General features: G+C 46.9%; 8 protein-coding genes. 6 read left to right on the top strand and 2 right to left on the bottom strand.

The features are described from left to right. Complete coding sequence (locus A3751_RS03615; RefSeq protein ID WP_068452201.1) at positions 1 to 6237, top strand: DEAD/DEAH box helicase; 6237 nt, start codon at positions 1 to 3, stop codon at positions 6235 to 6237. Between the two features lie 574 nt (positions 6238 to 6811). Here A3751_RS03615 and A3751_RS03610 read toward each other — a convergent pair. Next, the gene (locus tag A3751_RS03610) at positions 6812 to 8728 is read right to left on the bottom strand and encodes a methyl-accepting chemotaxis protein (RefSeq protein WP_197466157.1); all 1917 of its coding nucleotides are present in this window, start codon (positions 8726 to 8728) and stop codon (positions 6812 to 6814) included. Positions 8729 to 9205: 477 nt separating this feature from the next. Between A3751_RS03610 and A3751_RS03605 the strand changes: the two genes are divergently transcribed. The 5 genes from A3751_RS03605 to A3751_RS03585 all read left to right on the top strand — a co-directional run bounded on the left by A3751_RS03605 (position 9206) and on the right by A3751_RS03585 (position 17681). Further along, on the top strand, positions 9206 to 11287 hold the full coding sequence (locus A3751_RS03605) for an ATP-binding protein (protein ID WP_197466156.1): 2082 nt from the start codon (positions 9206 to 9208) through the stop codon (positions 11285 to 11287). A 411-nt stretch (positions 11288 to 11698) separates the two neighbouring features. Further along, a complete protein-coding gene (locus tag A3751_RS03600) occupies positions 11699 to 12034 on the top strand; it encodes a hypothetical protein (RefSeq protein WP_068452192.1) in 336 nt (111 codons plus the stop codon). Positions 12035 to 12291: 257 nt separating this feature from the next. Then, a complete protein-coding gene (locus A3751_RS03595) occupies positions 12292 to 14511 on the top strand; it encodes an EAL domain-containing protein (RefSeq protein WP_197466155.1) in 2220 nt (739 codons plus the stop codon). 27 nt (positions 14512 to 14538) lie between these two features. Continuing rightward, positions 14539 to 15666 (top strand): ABC transporter substrate-binding protein, encoded by a 1128-nt coding sequence (locus A3751_RS03590; protein ID WP_082863033.1) that lies wholly within the window; start codon positions 14539 to 14541, stop codon positions 15664 to 15666. Between the two features lie 59 nt (positions 15667 to 15725). Continuing rightward, the gene (locus tag A3751_RS03585) at positions 15726 to 17681 is read left to right on the top strand and encodes a sensor histidine kinase (RefSeq protein ID WP_068452185.1); all 1956 of its coding nucleotides are present in this window, start codon (positions 15726 to 15728) and stop codon (positions 17679 to 17681) included. Positions 17682 to 17746: 65 nt separating this feature from the next. Here A3751_RS03585 and A3751_RS03580 read toward each other — a convergent pair. Beyond that, on the bottom strand, positions 17747 to 20397 hold a 2651-nt coding region (locus tag A3751_RS03580; protein WP_068452182.1), incomplete at its 5' end, for an Ig-like domain-containing protein.

The raw sequence follows: 20397 nt of genomic DNA, 5'->3' as shown, positions 1-20397 counted from the left end.
TTGGCGAATGCTGATTATTACAGACCGCTCATTAGTCATATAGAAACCCGATCGGTTGAGTCGACAGTGAGTATATTGGGGATAACCGATTCGAAGTTGCGTGCTCACTTGGTAAAAGAGTTAAGTAATAAAGAAAAGGGCACTGCTTTTTTGGGTGATAGTGTCTTTGAAGCAACCTTCCCATGGGAGCCTGCTAGTCAAAAAATGAGTGAGCTTTCGGGAGATGACGGATTACTTGCTTCCTCATTGATCAAAGCCATGGATGAAGCCGATGATCACAAATTTGGTAAGGATTGGAATCCCTTTAAGCATCAATTGTTAGCATGGAAAGCTTTGCTCGAAGAGCAAAAGTCCGTTGTGGTAACTTCTGGAACTGGTTCCGGTAAAACCGAGTGTTTTATGGTGCCTGTGCTGAATGACCTCGCTAGAGAGTATGAGGAGAGCGGTGCATCACTCGAAGGTGTGAGAGCCTTATTCCTATATCCATTAAATGCCTTAATTAATAGTCAAAGAGAAAGACTTCGAGCTTGGACTTCTGCTTATAACGGTGGTGTTAAGTTTTGCCTGTATAACGGCAATACAGAAGAAAACAAGCATAAAGAGCAAGGTAAGTATCCAAATGAGGTTTTAACCAGAAAGCAGCTTAGAGAATCACCGTCGCCGATTCTTGTGACCAATGCGACAATGCTGGAATACATGTTGGTCAGGCAGAACGATGCTCCAATAATCACAAAGTCCAAAGGAAAGCTGCGATGGATTATTCTGGATGAAGCGCACACTTACATAGGTTCACAAGCTGCAGAGCTGTCTTTGTTATTACGACGTGTAATGCATTCTTTTGGCGTTGAGCCCAACGATATAAGGTTTGTTGCAACGTCTGCGACGATGGGTACGAAAGAAGCCGAAAAACAATTGCAGTTATATTTGGCAGACTTAGCTGGGATACGTGAAGACCAAATCTTGGTCGTTGGCGGAAAAAGAAGCATACCTGACCTACCAAAATTGCCAACCAGTGACGTTTTGTTAGAAGAAATCAAAGCAATTGACAGTGGAGTAGCGGTTTCAAAGAAAAGATATGATGCTCTTTCAGCGCATCCTAAAAGTTTGGCAATAAGGCGCGCTTTGACTGATGCCAAGAATTTAACTCCCACTTTGTCCTCTCTTTCTCATGGCTTATTTGGAGATGAAAAGCACCAGTCCGCGACTTTAGCTTGGTTGGATCTTTGCTCTTTTACTACTGCACCCGGCCCGAACCTGAAGAAGCCCGAGCTTGGTAGTACTCCATTTTTGCCTCTTCGTGGTCACGTGTTCCATCAAGTTATGAGCGGGCTTTGGTGTTGTAGTGATAAGGACTGTCGCGGTAAACAGGGTACTGATTTAGAGGAGGGGTGGCCGTTTGGCTTGGTTCACGTAGCACGAAAACAAAATTGTGAATGCGGTGCACCGGTTTTTGAATTAGTTTTTTGTCGAGACTGTAATCAACCCCACCTTATGGCCGGCGAAGATGATCAGGGCAATTTGTTTCAGCATGACAGGGAATCGGTAGATGAGTTTAGCCTTGATATCGATGAAGGTTCTGGAGATGACGGCGGTGAAGATGGCTTAGGAGAGGAAGATGAGCCAGTAATAGGTAAACTCAGAAAAATCTACTTCGCCCCCAGAAGTCATAATGATTTAACGTTTTTAACAGCCTTGGACCGGAGTGATTTTAAACGAACGTCAGCTGGTCCGGATACTATAGTCCTCAACGAGATTGCTCAAGACGGAATTTGTGCGTGCTGTGAGTATGAGTATTCACCAAGCCCTTTTCGGCATAGTTACTTAGGAACCCCATTTTATGTTGGCAATGCCGTGCCCGCACTCCTGGAAGCTTGTCAGGAAGGTGAGCATCCAAATGATCAGCCCTTCCGGGGTCGCCGATTAATTGCATTTACAGATAGCCGCCAAGGAACAGCACGTATTTCGGTGAAGATTCAACAGGACTCGGAACGCGATTCGGTTCGAAGCATGGTATATCGAGCCGTTGTTCAAAATAGAGGCAATGCTGGTGTTGCAGAGCGAGCAGAGATTGAGGAGCGTATTGCGAATTATAAGAAAGTGCTTGAGCCTGTATTGGGGACGCCTGCCGAATCTGGGATGAAGCCTCTCCTAGAGTTACTCGAAAAAGACATGGCAGCGTTGGCCGCTTTAGAGCAAAGAAAGCCGGTTTTGTGGAATGATTTGGTGGAAAAACTGCATGGATCTCCCGATATCGAACGGTGGGCTCTTGATTATTACCGTAATCTCAACCGCGCGCTGTTTCCGGATACAGGGGGAGGGAGGACGCTCACCGAGCTTCTTTTGCTTCGAGAGTACGGTAGGCGGCCGAAGAGAGCAAACAGTACAGAGACTTTGGGGTTAGTGTGTCTTGTTTACCCTTCGCTTCAGGCAGTTAAAGACGTTCCTAACGAGTGGGCTGCCTTAAATTTAGAACTAGATGATTGGCGAAGTTTTTTAAAATTAGCGCTCGACTTCTACGTTCGAGAAAACACCATAATGCAGTTTCCGTCTGATTGGACGAATTGGATAGGGGCAAAGATTTATCCGAAAAGCTTGCTTAAGTTCGACTCCAGCGAGAAAACTACTGCGAGGCTGAAAAAGTGGCCTCAAGTATATGGAAAACGGAACAACCGACTTGTAAGAATGATTGAAGCGGCCTCTGGCGTAAATGTAGAGGATAGTGTGACTAAAGATCGCGTTAACCGAGTTTTACAGGCAGCTTGGACCGTTCTGACATCTGAGTGCAAAATATTAAAGCCGGCTGTTGGCACAAGTAGCTTTCAGCTAGATAGAGCCGAAGTAGCTTTTGGTACCTTGGATAAGGGGTGGATATGCCCAGTCACCCACCGGATACTTGACGTGACTTTGAAAGGAGTTACCCCTTATCTACCTTATAACTTCCGGGAAACTGAGTTCATCTCAAGACCCGTGGAAATCGATATTTATGAGGTCGACGAATCAAAGTTTTCGAGTCGTGAAGAACGGCTCGCGCATACTCGGGAATGGTTGGCCTCTAGCGCCCGCGTGAGTGCTTTAAGGAAGGAGAACTTGTGGACGGATGTTTCTGATAAAGTGGTTGAGGGTGCGGCATTTTATCGAGCGGTTGAGCATTCTGCTCAGCTGCCGGCTTCGACTCTTCAGTCCTACGAAGCCAAGTTTAAAGCAGGAAAGGTCAATGTCCTTTCATGCTCTACCACAATGGAGATGGGCGTAGATATTGGCGGTATTTCAGTCGTTGCGATGAACAATGTGCCTCCGCATCCTGCAAATTATCTCCAGCGCGCAGGCCGTGCTGGAAGAAGAGGAGAAACTCAGGCGCTTGCATTTACCATTTGTAAAGACAATCCACACGAACGCTCTGTATTCAAGGATACACAGTGGCCCTTTAAGACAAAAATTCCCGCCCCGTATATAGCTCTAAATAGTCAGTCTATTGTGCAGAGGCATATCAATTCACTTTTGATGGCGTATTTCCTGAACGTAGTCGCTAAGCCAGAGGGCGAAAAATCTGCTGTTACGCTTAATTGTGGTTGGTTTTATGTGGAGGGAGATAACCGTTCTAGTAAGTATGAAGATTTTCGTCTTTGGCTGGAGACACTGGAGACCCAAGGTACACCTGATGAGTTGGAAGTCGGACTTTGTTCAATAAAGCGAGGTAGTGTGCTCGGAGGTTATGGAATAACAGTGCTCATTGCTAATGCACTGGACGCCATCGATAAGGTTTCTAAAGGTTGGCTGTCGGGGCATCGTAAGTTAAAAATTGAGCTTGATGGTTTATCAAAAATTAGTGATTTAGATCCATACAAGCGAAAGGTTTCTCATGACCTCCGCCAGATGGAAGATGAGTATTTACTAAAAGAACTTGCATCTAATGCATTTCTGCCCGGATACGGTTTTCCAACGGGTGTTGTAGGGTTTGATCATTACTCTATTCATGATTTTAAATCAGGAAAATATCTGAAGAAGACCGGTCGAATCGATAACCTTGCGCGAATGAGAGATCGGCCATCTAGAGACCTGCCTATCGCAATACGCGAATATGCGCCGGGTTCCGATGTGGTGATTGATGGTAAGTCATATAGATCATCTGGAATTTTGCTTGATCATCATGCTCCCGATTCCGGTTATGCCCAGCCTCAAAAACTGATGATTGAATGGCGCTGTAACGGCTGTGGTCAAATCGATCGGACCTATGGACCAAACTTCGACGAGCATTGCACGCAATGTGGTGCAAGGGTAAAAGCAGAGAACCAACGAGAATTTATAGAGCCAAAGGGCTTTGCTGTTGATTTCTATAGTGAACCATCGACAGATGTGACGCATCAATCCTTTATTCCGGTTAAGGAGCCCTGGGTAACCGCAGGAGGGGAATTGCATACTTTATATGAGCCCAAGCTTGGTTCGTATAAAGTCAGTTCTGAAGGGCATATCTTCCATCACAGTGGTGGCGAAAATGATAACGGTTACGCAGTGTGTTTGCGTTGTGGTCGCGCAGAATCGATGACTGTCGATGGTGATCTTCCGCATGTATTTTCTTCCGCTCACAGAAGACTGCAAGGCAAAGCCGGCCCGGAAGATGGTGCTATGTGTATGGGTAGCGATGAATCCTTTGCAATCAAAACAAATTTGTTTTTAGGTGCGGCAGATCAAACAGATGTGTTTGAGTTATTTTTGAAACATCCAAAAGAAAATCGTTATCTTAGTCAGCGTGACGGCAAAGAACTCTTATGGACGCTAGCAGTGGTCTTTAGGCAGTCTCTGGCGGATATACATGGTATCACTGCAGACGAACTGGGTTACACCGTTCGCCCGGACAATTCGAATCTCTTTGAAGGTGCTGTGGACGCCCTTGTTCTTTTCGATCGCTGCGGTGGAGGGGCTGGGTTTTCAAGCGCAGCTCCGTTCCATATGAAGGATTTGTTCATCAGAGCAAGGCAATATCTTGAGTGTAAAGATCAGTGCGACAGCGCTTGCCAAAGTTGTTTGCTCGGTTACGACACACGTTTTCATGATGCATTGCTGAACCGCATGATAGCTAAAGAATATATGGATTTAGTTTGGCCATATTTGGAAATGCCTGAAGCGGCCAAGCTTTTAGGCGAAGAAACGCAGTTCTGTATAGGCAACCTCGACAGCGAGGTATTAAGGCTTGCACCGAACTACGATTCGATTCGTCTATTTATTTCGTCATTTGACAATACATGTTCGGTATCGGGGTCGAACCTTAAGGAACGTTGTTTTAAGTACTTGGATCTTTTTAGCAAGGTTGAACTCGTGTTTGAGTTAGAGCATTTAGCAGGGCTAAGTGAAAGTCAGAGAGAGGACTTGTGGGCTCTAAGTCGCTTTGGTGTCGCAATATCCACTGCGGATGAAAAGGTATCGCCAAATATTCTTGGGCAGATGTGCGCATCGCATAGCTGTCGTACGTTCGCAACTGACAATATTGACGCGACCAAAGCGAACGGTCGCTATCTGATGTTGGATGGGTGTTATTGTGTTTTCTCGGATTACAAAAAGCCAATTGCCACGGCTCTATATGAGAAGTTAAAGCCGGAGGTGAAGGCCGGCGATGTTGAAGTGTCATTTTCTGGCGATTGCGATGGCCGGATTTCTGAGTTTGGGTCCAAGTTTTGGGGGCGGTTGGTTGAATCTCATGAGGAGCTCAATTCAAAAATAGCTGCGAAAGGCGAACTTAAGTCAGTATCTTACGTAGATAGTTACGTTGCCTCTCCTTTAAATCTGCTTTTGTTCATAGAGGCGGTTGATGGTTTGAAGTCACTGTTTGGCGCTGACTGGACAAACCCGCCGCTCTCTTTGAGGACGGGTTTGAAAGAGAGTCCATCGCGTAGATATAATTTTTATGGTGAGTGGTCTGATTCGAACGTTCAGAAGCAGGTGTTTGAGGAAGCGTTTGAATTCATGGGTGAAAATTTAAGCGTTCAATTAAGTTCGATAAGAGAACTGCCTCATGATCGAACTATTAGCCTAGTTTGGGATGATGGTTCTGTTACTAAAGTTCGTCTGGATCATGGTTTTGGACCTTGGAGTATGCAAGGTGAGCGTCCAACCTTCAACTTTGAAAGTTCAGCTGCATCTCAGGTGAAGCAATTATTTGAGGTTCAGCGACGACTCAAGGTTGAGCAAAGAAGTGCTTATCCAACGTTAGTGTTTGTAAAGCATCTCGATCAAGCGGTCTAGTTGGATAAATCGTTTCCCAATCGATGAGGGGTTGATGATTCAGAGAGCATTGCCATGACCAGATCGAAAGTCCAGTTTCGAGCCTAAGACTGAATGGTTAGGCTAGGCTTTGAGTTTTTAATTGAAAATAAAAGTGTGACAATCTACTCGCTAGTAATTTAGTGCGCTGTAGGATTTGACTATAAATTGTCACACTTTAAAAATTAAAAATATAATTAAAACAATGACGTATGAATCTCATGTTTTTTGTTTGGTAGATTTATGTCCTTTTAAATCCTTCAAAAAAATCGTCCTCATAACCCGATCCGGCCCCCGCTACCAAATAAAGAAAGGCAAATCAGTAATTTACTGGTTTGCCTTTTTTCATTTCTGAGTCCCAAGAAGTCGTGTGACGGTACTGTGCTAAGGACCGTCTTACTCATACCTGCATCATTAATACCTCAAACTACCGACTTGGATTCTGCTTGTTGATGCTGAAGATGGTGACGCGAGGCTGACTATTTTTGCCATCGTTATTTAATCAGAATGCGTCTAGAAACATAGCTTGAATCAAAACGCCATTCAGCACGTTTCATTAAGAAGGCGCGTTATCTTTGATCACAAAGAGGTTGGCAGATGCAATCAGTGAGTTTGCTTCGTCCAGTAGTTCTAGAACTTGAGATTGAGTCAGTGCTGCTTGCTCTGATGTGTCGCTGCTCATGACCCGTATTCTTTGAATATTGCTACTGATATCGGCTGCAACAGAGGATTGTTGTTCAGTGGCCACAGCAATCTGACTGTTCATCTGCTTCATGCGAGTAATTTCTGAAACCGTCTCGTTGAGCTGTGCGCCTGCACTTTCGGTTTCAGTTGCGGCGTTGTCGGCAACTTCACTATGTCCTTGCATGATTTCTACGGCCTGACGTGTCATCGTTTGCAAGCGCTCGATACTTGTTTTGATTTCTTTCGTCGACTCGGAAGTACGAAGGGATAGACTCCTAACCTCGTCAGCAACAACCGCAAAACCTCGCCCTTGCTCACCGGCTCTTGCTGCCTCAATCGTGGCATTTAAGGCTAGTAAGTTGGTTTGCTCCGCGATCCCATCAATGACATTAATGATCGAATCTATATTTTCCGATTCAGCTTGAAGTGCGCTCACCGATTCGGCTGTTTTTTTAACGTCTTGGACAAGAGCACGCACCTTGGAAACAGAGCCTTGAACGCGCTGATTACCTTCGCCGATTGCACTCTCTGCAAGCGAGGCGGCCTCTGCTGCGCTTGCCGCACTTTGGGCGACTTCGTTGAAAGACGCATTCATTTGTTCAATAGAGACCGAAATCGTTCCGGTCTCGTTTTGTTGCTCTGAACAACGGCTATCGACTTCTCGAGCGAGAAGTTCTAACGAATGGCTTATGTCGTTGACCGCTGCGATACGGGTTTGAACGTCTCCAACTAAACTGGATAGACTTTCTCTTAACTTGTTGGATGAGTCGCTGAGTGATTGTACTTCCAGTGTCATCGCATTTACGTTGATTGGGCGTCTAAAATCGCCAGCTGCATATTCTTCGAGATACGGCACTAATTCACGAATGCGCTTGATAATGCTGCGTTGAACAACATCAATCAGTAAGGCAAACACAACAATGGCGATGACAGTACCGAATAGCACTGTGCGCACGGTCGCATAAGACGTGCTGGCTAGCGTGCTGATCGAGTCAGCTTGTTGTTCAAAAATGAGTTTGATTTCTGAAAGCTGTGTTCTGAGTGAAGCTCTGCTGTCGCTCACTTTTGAAATGATGTCGCGGGTCTGATCGATTTCTGCAATATAGCGATCAAGCAAATAACCGATGTTATCTCTTAGCGAGACGCCCTTATCTTCGGCTTCTTCCTTGCTGTCTCCCAAGCTCAAACCAAAGTCATCCTCTGCCTCTTCAAAGACGCCAAGCAATGGAAGAGCGCGCATTGATTCGGCATCGTTCTTTGCTGAGGTAATCGAAGAGCGAATTTCTTCAAACTTTGCTTGAGAGAAGGTTTCAAAATAGGCTTGGCGATTTAACGCTTGTGCATGAACATATTCAAGCAGACTGGTGGCGAGTTTGATGTAGCGCGTTGCTGCAATGGGGTCGCTGTTATAGCCATCTAAGGCATAGCGTGTTATCAATGAGAGTTCATCGCGTGTTTCGCGTTCATTTTGAAGCAGCAGCGCCTGTGGATCGCCAGATAACTTGCCTGCAGCTCTGAAGTCGCCATCTAAAAATAGGCTCAGCTCCGTTAGTTTTTCTTGTAGCGTTACTTTTGCCGCTTCAGAGAGTATCTCAGAGGAGGTAAGGCTAACCTCTATGCCTTGGGTCGCTTCGGTTAGTTTGGTTGCATCTCCGGTATTCAGGTACTCTTCGATGGGCCTGACGACGTTGAGAACAAAGCGCTCGTTCAACGTACTCAGTTTGTCGAGCTCTAGATAGGGCGCGCGAAGTTCTTTTAGACCCCATATGGTCGAAAACGCTAGGATCATGGCGATCGTAAACAAAATAATAGAATTAAGGAGAGATAGCCGTGACAACTGAACCTTCATTCACCAACTCCCTGAAACACAACACAAGCTGTATATAGATAACGTAAAGTGATCGGTTTTGCTTGATGCTGAACCGACATTCATTGTGGCGAGAATCTAATCGACAACTCTCGATGCTTCGCACGTTTTTCTGCGTTCCCTGTATCCAAAAAGACGCATGGGTTAAAACGCATACTCAACAGCGTTTTGAATATAGACGTAAAATGCGGGAGAAATCTTAAAGATTTATTTCAATGAGCTGTCAAAAAGCGGCTTTCCCATCGCCTTTCCCATCGCCTAGCGGGAGGTTGTTCTCCCAGGCTTATGACGCTTTTTCATAATTGAACTACACTTCTTGAAACGTTCAGCTTAGCGATATACTGTAGGATGGCAGCAAGCCAAGCTCTTGATCAATGGTCACTGCGGCGGGGTCAATCAATGGCAGCAAATCGCGCCGTTATTTTAATAATCATCTGGTCGCTCATTTCCTTGTTAGCGACCGGTGTGATTCTCTATTACGATGCCAAATCCAACACGAGCGATAACCAGCTGAACGTAGGCCGGGAGTTGGCGCGATCTCGATCCGTTATCGAGCAATCCGTAAATCGGTACTTCACTTTGCTCAAAGCCCTAGAGGCCTTTGTGCACGCAAATAAAGACCTTTATGCCAATAATGTGGATGCTGAATTCTCCGATCGTTTTGATCGGTTCGCCACGTCGTTGGAGCAGAACAATAACAGTATCATTAGCTTGCAGCTTGCTCCGAATGGTGTCGTGACGTACGTCTCTCAAAAGGCTAAAAATTTAAAAGCGGTTGGGCATGATTTACTGAAAGACGACCATCGAAGAGATCAGGTTATTCAAACCATCATTAACAAGGCAACGGTGGTTGCAGGGCCGCTGACTTTACTTCAGGGCGGTAACGCCATTATTGCAAGAAAGGCGATTTTTACTGATCCGGGCGTGTATCGTTCACAATCGATGTTTGATCTTAATCGTGCATTGCCCAATGCTGCATGGCCAGCCAAAATTCCTGGTGACTTTTGGGGCTTTGCAACGATGCTGATCGACACCGAGCGTCTCTTTAAAGAGTTTGAGCTAGACAAACTGCCAAAGGAGTACGGGTTTGCGTTAAAAGGCCGACATGGCCTGGGGGAGGAGGGCGAAGTGTTTTGGGGAGACCACTCTATTTTTGATGCCCCTGAGGATACCACCGAGATTATGCTGCCGGGCGGAAGTTGGGTGATGGGGGTGAAGCACGTCGCGCCATCGAATTATATGAGTCTGTTGTTGATCACCCTCACAGGACTTGTGGTATCGGGGTTCGGTGCTTACGTAATCCATTCTCGTTATAAGAAGCTGGAAGCAGAATCTGACGCGAAAACGCACAGTCGGTTTTTAGCGACCATGAGCCACGAAATAAGAACGCCGATGAATGGCATTATTGGTGTGGCAGAAGTTCTCGGTCGATCCGATTTGTCAGATTCACAGCAGCGTCAGCTTGATAAGATCCTCGATAGCTCAAAAATTTTGCTCAGACTCGTGAATGACGTTCTGGATTTCTCCAAGATTGATGCTGGTAATCTGAAGCTTGAGCAAAACGTGTTTGACCCCCGCAAAACAATAGAATCAGTTCTCCATTCTTTTGATCTGCAAGCGAACGAAAAGAACGTTTCCATAAACCTCAACATCGCTTCTGACTTTCCGGATTGTTTTCAAGGTGATGAGGTCAGAATAAAGCAAGTTTTGGTTAATATTCTATCGAATGCCATCAAGTTTACCGAGAGGGGAACGATCACGATATCGGCGGAACTGAAAGACTACCTAGGTGATCAATATCTGAGTTTCAGGGTGAAAGATACGGGTATAGGGATGTCTGAACAGGAGCTGAAACGAATCTTCAATCCCTTTACTCAGGCCGACCAGTCAATCACAAGAAAGTATGGCGGAACCGGTTTAGGTCTTGTGATTTGCGAGAAGATTGTACACTTGATGGGAGGGAATATTTCCGTTAAAAGCAAACAGGGCAAAGGATCTAGTTTCCGTATCTTGATCCCCTACCAAGAGGTGACGGCAGAAGCACTTGAAGTGGTCCCAGATCAATCATTGGAACACGCTCCGGAAGTGCGTGATAGACAAGATTTGAAGTTACTTGTTGTGGATGATCAACTAATCAATCTTGAGGTTGCAGCAATGATCTTGAATGAGCTGGGCTATGAATGTCAGCGTGCAACAAGCGGGCGTCAGGCGTTGGAGATGATTGAGCAGGAACGGTTTGATATTGTCTATATGGATAGGCAGATGCCAGAGATGGACGGTCTAGAAGCGACACGCAAGATTCGAGCATTTACGCAATCAGACACAGCTCCTTGGGTAGTTGCGCTAACGGCGAGTGCAAGGGAAGAAGAAAAAGAAGAATATCTAGCAGCCGGTGCAAATGCTTTTTTAAGCAAGCCGGTTGATATGCAAAGCTTCAGCTCCTCTATTGAATCCTTCTTAAAGTTCACTTCGTCGTCCTAGCTTTCAGGCGATCTTCAATTCACGCATTCAATTTACTCATTTTTTCTCGTGTTTAGCGCAGCATAAAATGAAGTCACAGTAGGCGTTCGCGTGATGCTTTGCCGATCAAGCGCTGTTGTTTAGGTGTTGTTTAGGTGTTGTTTGAATGTGGTTTGAAGCTGTCTTCTATTTTGTAAGTCGCAGCCTAAACGTTTGTGTAATGACGCTGTATCAAAGACCGGAACATCGCTGCCGTGTTCCACGTTGAATGTCCTGAATTAGTGGCCCGAACAGGGTGTTGAGCGGCGCAAAGCACGTGAATATTCTTCATTTAGAAAAGAACGGCTCGAAACATGCTTATGTTTCCTTTAAGCATCGAATGATCAATATGCGCGGTGCGGAAGCAGGCTGAATCGAAGTTGGAGGTGTGTCATGAGTATCTGCAAACACCTGAAAGGATTTGAACGAGAAAAGCCGAACGATAGGTTTCTAAACAATGAATGTGTCGCAAACCTCAATGAAGGGTTGACGCTGTTAAACCGCAAACGATCAAATTGGGCGGTATTGTTACGCGATGCGAGTGCGCCGGGTAAGTACCGCTACCAGTTGTTTGATGAAACTGGGTTTAAAGAACACTATACCTTTGAGACCCTTGAGCTCGCTTTCCTGGATGCGGTTGCAAAGGGATACTGGGAGCGGGATATGGGTGCGCTTGATCGATTGTTCAAATCTGAGGTTTGGGTGCACGGGGTATCATTTTTTGACTGATTGCTTCAGAAACATGCCTTCCTAGGCGCGCTCAGTCGTGCATACTTTCTTTGATGATAACCGAAACGCCGGCTGACGCAGTTGGATATTATGCGATAGCAAACCTTGACTGGAGATCGTGTCGATCAGACACGACGACTGAGCGCAGAAGAGCTTGTCCATTATAGCCTTTGGGAATCTGGAACGAATTTTAGACAGTTGTCCTTAGCACTACTAGACTCTAGTAATTGCCTAAGAAATCTATGGAGTTCCCTTACATGGACGAGCTGATTTTTGCAGAGGAGACGTCTCTCTCTGACAGCCCTTCTGATGAATCTTGCTGGAAGATACTCGTCGTCGATGATGAGCAAGATGTACATCAGTCCACCATCCTAGCGCTTGGGCGCGAAAGGTTATGTGGCCGTCCGCTTCAGTTTGATCACGCTTATTCTAGCGAAGAGGCAAAAAAGATTTTGTCTACTAAGTCGGATTACGCCGTTATTCTCTTAGACGTTGTGATGGAAAATGATCAGGCAGGTTTTGAGCTGGTTCGATACGTGCGCGAAGACTTGGCGATTAGGGACACACGTATCATTCTCCGTACAGGGCAACCTGGCTATGCGCCTGAGCTCGAGTCAATTGCCAAATATGAGATCAATGACTACAAGGCGAAATCTGAACTCACCCGCAATAAACTGTTTACAACATTAACCGCTGCTATCCGTTCATATTCCCAGATTCGTGCTTTACAACTGAGCAAAAAAGGGCTTGAAAGTATCATCAGGGCGTCGAAAGAGCTACTTTACTTGCGAGGATACAAAGAGTTCGCCGACGGCGTTATTACGCAACTCACGGAATTATTTAATCTACCTGCAGAAGGCTTGGTTTGCGTCAAAGGGTATCCCGGCGAGCACGAGTCGAACGATGAGCTACAGGTGATAGCGGGCGCAGGGAGGTTTAGGGAGTACATCCTCAAACCGGTCGCTGATATTGCCTTGCCTCACGTGGTGAAATTGATTAAAGAAACCGCGGTGAGCAAACACCATATCTTTAAAGATAACCTGAGCTGTTTGTATTTTCGTACGCCTGACCAAGTCGAAATGATTGTTTATTTGGCAGAGCAGTTGAATGAACGGCCCAATGACATGAGTTTATTGGAGCTGTTTTCAACCAATATCGTCGCCAGTATCGATAATGTGACCTTGCTTGAGCAGCGTCATGAGTATGCTTATCGTGACCAATTGTTAGGGGTGCCTAATCGCCTGTCTTTTCTTCAATCGATTGAGAGTCACTTGCAGAACCAAACCCCTGATCTACAGATTATCCTTATTGATATTGATCAGTTTGGCGCCATCAATGACACCATCGGAACAGAGAATGGGGATATTTTACTTCAACACGTGTCCGACCGGTTACAAGCGGCGCATCATGAGCAGCTAGTAGCTCGAGTATCGGGTGATACTTTCGGGATTCTAGGGCGAATGGATGAGCTATCCCACGACACAATTGCGGGTAGTTTCGAAGAGCCTTTTTATATTCAGGGCTCGGCGCACTCTCTTAGTGCAACGCAGGGACAGGTTAGGCTGGATGCTCAAAAAGCGGCAACCGAAGTATTGGCTCAGGCGAATACGGCGCTTAAACGCGCGAAGCAGACGTTGAGAGGCAGCTATCAATCTTTTCAGCAAGACATGCTTAAAGAAACCGAAAGTCACGTCAACTTGCTGCAAAACCTAAGAAAGGCGTTTGATCAGGAGCATCTGTTCATGGTCTATCAGCCGAAAATTGATTTATCGACAGGTGAACTCCGCGGTTTTGAGGCCTTAATGCGATGGAAAAACGCGCTAGGTGAATTTGTACCACCCATCGAGTTTATTCCGATTGCCGAGGTGTCTGGGCTCATTGTTCCCCTGGGAGAGTGGGCTTTGCGTCGCTCTTTGGTTCAAATTAAACAGATAAGAGAGATCTCTGGCCTAGATCTGACCGTTGCGGTTAACGTCTCCGTGGTTCAGTTTGCGCAACCCAAATTTATCAGCATGCTCAAAAACGCGATCGAATATGCTGGCGTAGACCCTAGCTGGCTCGAGTTGGAAGTCACGGAATCGTTTGCAATGCATGACTTTAATGCAGTTAAAGCGTTAATAGACAGCATCGCTTCTCTCGGTATCAAAGTGAGCATTGATGATTTTGGAACAGGGTTTTCGTCCTTGTCATACTTAGAAAAGTTGAATGTTCAAAGTTTGAAAATAGATAAGAGTTTCATTGACCGTATTACGGAGTCTGATTGTGACACGCGCATCCCGGAAACCATCATCCGGCTGGGTAATTCCCTAGGTCTGGATATTGTTGCTGAGGGCGTTGAAACGCTGTTTCAGGTTGAGTGGTTGAAGCGCAATCAATGTGATTTTGCACAAGGCTATTTTTTTGCAAAACCGCTTTTTTCTGATCAGATCCAACCTTGGATCGAACAATATTCAAGCGGTTTAAATCACGCATTTTAGCGTTAACTACCAAATTGGGATGAAACGATGTTGCACAGGAAACTGACCAAAATAATGGCCGTAGCCCTAATTTTTGCAGGCTGTCTTCATCTGTTCGGATGCGGGCAGAAAGAACCGGTTACGCTCGGGTTTGTCGGTGGCTTAACGGGTAAAGTTTCCGATTTGGGTGGGCCAGCGAGAAACGGTATGTTGTTCGCTGTAGAGGAGGCAAACAAAGCGGATGGGATCAACGGACAACCCATTCAAACACTCATTCGAGATGATCGCCAAGATCCAGAAACCGCCAAAAAAGTCGTTGCAGAGTTGCTCGCAAAAAATGTTGACGCAATTATTGGTCCTGTTACCAGTTCGATGGCCGTGCAAGTGGCGCCGATGGCAGAGCAAGCACAAACTGTGATGATGGGCGTGACCGTGACGACCAACGATTTGTCCAACAAAGACGATCACTTTTTCAGGGTATTGGCGGCGACAGCTGTTCATGCGGGAGAAGTCGCTGAGTTCTTGTTCAATGAAAGGAGCGTTCGCACCTTTTCCGCCATCTACGATTTAAACAATAAAGCCTACTCTCAAGGTTGGATTACCGATTTTGAACAGCGCATGACGGAACTGGGTGGCTCTGCTGTTACTATTTTGAGTTTTTCCTCCGGTAACCAAGAAGCTCTGATTCCAGTAGCCGAACAACTCGTCTCGGGCGACCCTGATATTGTGATCTTTGTGACCAATGCCGTGGACGCGGCGCTATTAGCGAAATTAATAAGATCGAAGTCTGATGACGTAATGTTGGGTACTTCGGAATGGGCGGGTACAGAACGGCTGATTGAGCTCGGAGGGCGCTTTGTTGAGGGTGCATTTGTACCTCAATACCTAGATCGCGAAAGTAAAGATCCGGATTACCAACGTTTTCGTGAGGGTTTTATCAAACGGTTTAATCATGAGCCTGGCTTTCCTGGTTTAACTGCCTATAACGCGACTCGCGTAATCATTGATCGCTTGAAGAATAAATCGGCTTCTCAAAGCCTGAAGGACGCATTACTTGCGCAAGGTACTTTTCCGGCCATCCAAGGAAGTGTGCAGTTTGATGAGTTTGGTGATGCGGAGAGCAAGACTTACGTGACACAGATTATAAACAGTCAGTTTGTCGTGCAAACAGATTAAACGAGGGTGTCGATAGAGATGTGGTCTCATTATGTTTCATCGTGAGCGAGATTTAAGCCGTGTCTAAACCAGCGAAAACGCGCTCACTTGCATCCGAGCTTTTGATACAGCTCGCCATTGTGGCTCTCGTTCCTCTCGGCGCCACCATGGCTTTTTTTACCTGGCAGCTCTTCCCCTATTTAACCAAGAATATCATTGATGAGCAGCAATCGATTGCGAGCTTGGTGACGCAGCAAGTGATTGAGCGTATTGCAACCGCAGAAGAACAGGCGGGTTTGCTGATCGGCTTGGCGGCTCAAGATATTGATAGGCGAGAGTTGGTTAAGGGCTTTCTCAGTCAAAAGAGTGATTTTGATTCTGTTTACTTTTTGGACGCAACGGGGTCGATTAAGAGTATTGCTATCAGAGATGCCATTGTTCTTGAAACAGAGCAGTTATACATGGATATGGACTTGTCGCATTCCAGTGTTTATCAGACAGAGGGGAAGACGTCAGGTTGGACTCAGGTTTTTTTATCGATTGTGACGGGGCGTCTTTCCATTGCTTATTTTGAAGAGGTGGGCGAGCAGCGTTTGATCGCCGAGCTGGCCATAGATCGCTTACCAAAACTCAGCAAGCGGCTGTCTGAGCAGGATATTCTCATGATGCTCGTGGATGCTGATCACCAGCTAATTGCGCATCCAGACTCTTCTCTTAGCCAACAACAATTCAACTTGGGGCATCTGGCCCTGTTTAACCGTCCCGACAGTCAGAAAGTCTACTCCACAGATTTCGAGTGGGATAACCAGAAATACTTCGGCACGCTGGTGACCATGGACGATTTGGGCTGGAGCGTCATTGTTTCTGAAGAAGAAAGCTCCATATGGGCGGGTTTGTATCAACAGTTGAGAAACTGGCTTATTTCTGTTGTGACGATTATCGTTTTGGTACTTTTGATTGCCTTAAAACGTTCTTCTTTGTTCTCTAGACGTTTTGCTGTTTTGTCGCAGCAGGCAAAGGACATTGCGCGAGGGAATTACCAGACGGAGGTTGTGCAAGAAAGGATTCGTGAGTTTAACGAACTCTCTGAAAATGTGGTTGAAATGTCGCAGGCCATATCCAACCGTGAGGACGCGCTTCAGACAAAGGAGCAGCAGTTAAGAGAAATAAATGAGATGCTTGAAGAGCGCGTTGAAGAACGCACCAAGCGGTTGATCGAGTCGAATCAAGAGTTAGAAAAGACCAACACCGCTTTAAATGACACGATGGATCAGCTGGTTCAGGCGGATAAATTGGCCTCATTAGGTAGTCTTGTTGCGGGTGTTGCCCATGAGTTAAATACGCCGATAGGCAATGCCACCATGGCTTCATCCACGCTTAAAGACTTTGCCGAACGTATTCAGCAGCAACTTGCGACTGGTTCTGTTACCAAAAGTGGCCTAAAAGAGTTCCTTAATGACGCAATCATGGCCGCAGGTATTACCTCCCGTAATCTTGAAAAGGCATCGGAACTAATCACCAGTTTTAAGCAAGTGGCAACCGATCAGAGTAGTTCGCAAAGGCGGACGTTTTCGCTGAATGAGCTGTTTCATGAGATTCTGCTGACCTTGCATCCACAAACCAAGAAAAAAGCGATCAAGATAGAGCTCGATGTTGCCTCAGAAATCTCGCTTGATAGCTATCCGGGTCCGTTAGGACAGGTTTTAAGTAATTTGATTATGAACGCGTTCATTCATGGGTTCGAAGACCGTATGCAAGGGCGCATTCGAATATCCGCGATGAAAGAAGAGGATAAAGTTCAAATTACCTTGGAGGATGACGGCAAAGGGATCCCGGAGACTGCGTTACCCAAAATATTTGATCCTTTTTACACTACCAGACTGGGCCAAGGCGGGAGTGGTCTCGGGCTGCATATCTGCCACAACATTGTTGTTGATACCTTGGCTGGGAAAATTCGCGCTGAGTCCGAGGTTGGTCAAGGAACGCGGTTTCTTCTAACCTTGGCAGCGTGTGCACCAAGGTTAGAAGAAGTTTAAGAGTAGCGCTAAGTTTAAGAGCAGCGCTTAGTCGTACTTAGTTTGGTCCGGTTGTGTCCCTTTGCTCAACGTATTTTGAAGACGATCGAACCGCTTTTCACGTAATCTGCGCGAAGTAAGGTGTTGCCGCTGGATAATCCCTCTACTAGCAGAAACTCATTGTTGTTATCTAAGCCGATGACGCGCAGCAAGGAGGGCTTGTCTGCGCTCCATGTTGCAAGGGCTGTGACATCCTGTGTGGTGTTGTCCTTGTTCGTTGCAATCGCTTGGCAACGATCCTGCTCGCCAATTTCAAGCTCAATGGGCCCGCCGAATTGTCCTCCTAAACAAAGAACGTCTATCTTGCGTATATTGTTGGAAGGGGGTTCCGGGTTCACTGTTATGGTGGGAGAATTGCCAAGAACGCCATCCTGACTTGCTGTAATTACTGCCGTGCCGTCACTCAAAGCGTCTGCTTCGCCTTTACGGTCAATCGCGTTGCTGATGGCAAGAACGGAGCTGTTAGATGATGTCCAAACGACACTTTCGCTCAGATCGTTGGTTGAGCCATCGTTGTAATTGCCCAGTGCAAAGAAAGGCTCTGTTTCGCCAACGATGAGTGTTGTTTTGAATGTTGTAACATCGATCGAAACCAAGCTAGCGGTTTCTACCGAAATAGTGACGGAGTCACTAATACCATCAATCGAAGCGCTTATGTTGCTCGAACCGACAGCGAGCGCAGTCACGCGCCCCGGCGTGCGATTAGTCGCTGCATTTTCGACGGTGGCTACGGTCGTATTGCTTGAGCGCCAAAGCACCTCGTTGGTAATGATTTGTCTGTGTCCGTCTGAATAGGTGCCCGTCGCCTCGCACAAGGTTTGGTTGCCTAGTTGAAGTACATCATCTACACATGTAACGTCTAGCGAAACAAGGCTCGGTTCAAACACCGAAAGAACGCCCGAACTAGATAAACCATCAAAGTTTGCAGAGATTTCGACTTGTCCTGCGCTAAGCGTGGTCACTAGTCCCTTAGAGCCACCCGCATTGCTGACGGTGGCAATTTGCGTATTTGAACTTACCCAACTTGCAGAAGATGTGACATCCTCAATATGGTCACTAAATAACGCGACAGCGCTGTACTCTTGCCGCGTGCCCGCTTGTAAATCCAAGTTACGGGGAATGACGGCTAAGGATTCGAGTGTGGTGGCTGTTACTCTGGCAAGTGCGTTGCCGGTTATCCCTTCGTATTTGCCGGATATCGTGGCATTGCCTGCGCTGACCGCATTTACTCGACCAAAGGGGCCCATAGCGACGATGTTGCTGTCGCTCGACTGCCAAAATGTTTGATCGCTTACATCGTAGCGCCGGCCGTCAGAGAAGATAGCCGTCGCAGTGTATTGCTGTGTCGTACCCACTTGCATGCTATGCAGAAGCGGACTGATTTCCAACTCGCTGACGACAGCGTTGGTTACGATCGCTTCGCCGGCGCTTTGCTTTCCGTCGTAGGAGGCAATGATACTCGTCGTACCCAGACTAACACCGTACACCAATCCGCTGGCGTCCACTCTCGCAATAGCGGGATCGGCAGAGCTCCAATTCACGCGTGTTGTTAAGTCGCTAAGGCTTCCATCGCTATAGATGCCGGTTGCCGAATATGGCAATGCCGTGCCTGCACTAATGCTTGCTGTGATTGGTGTGACTTGAATCGACTCTAGAGTTGCTTCGGTAATCGTGACGAGCGAGCTTGCTGTCAACCCGCCAAAGCGCGCGAAAATTTTCGCATCGCCGGGCGCCTGAGCTTCACCAGCCCCCGCATTGTTGCCGGTCGATTCAATAAACGCAGAATTTGGATTGCTTGATAGCCAAAAAGCATCACGCGTCACGTCTATCGCTGAGTCGTCGTCATAGTATGCAGTGGCGGTCAATGTGCCCGTCGTGCCTGCAGCCACAGAAATATTAGCCGGCTCGATTGAAAGTGAGACGATTTCTACGGCGTCCACAGTCAGCTGAGCAGTTTGCGCAATGGTGACCGATGCAAAAGTGGCAGAGGCCACAATTGAGGCTGTTCCTTTTTTGATACCAAACGCGCGGCCTTTGCTGTTTGTGTCATTGCTTACCGAGGCCACCGTGCCATCCGACGAACTCCAGGTAACCAGATCGGTGACGTCAATCGTGTCGCCAGTGCTCAGCAGCACCGTAGCGCGATATTCTTCGCTGGTTTGAACGTTGATCGTCGCCTGTTCAGGAGTGATGCTCATCGCATCGATCGTTGCGTTGAGTACGCCCAGCTCTGCATTCCCAACAACACCACTAAGGGTCGCGGTGATCGGTGCGAGACCTTGCGATATGGCGTCTGTCAGGCCCGGACTTGCGATATCTGCAACGGCTGTATTGCCGCTTGCCCAGCTGGCATCGGCTGTGACATCTTGAGTGCGCCCACTGGCATACTCGGCTAGGGCTTGAAATGGGCGCTGCATACCGACAAGCGCAACTTGTTCGGCAGGTAGTAACTGAATGCGCACGAGCGTCTCATCGACCACCGACAGCGAGGCATTTGCGCTCAAGTCGTCAAGCGTTGCGGCCAGAGAGCTATTGCCCGTTGCAACTCCTGATGCTCGTCCCGCGGTGCTTACGGTTGCGATGCTGGTGTCGCTGCTTGTCCAGCTCGCTTGGCTCGTTACCTCTTCTCGTGTTTGCGCAACCGGGTCGACGAGAAAAGCCTGAAATGGCTGAGAAG

It is taken from the genome of Oleiphilus sp. HI0080 (genome assembly GCF_001635135.1).
This window is presented reverse-complemented; position numbering and strand designations above follow the sequence as displayed.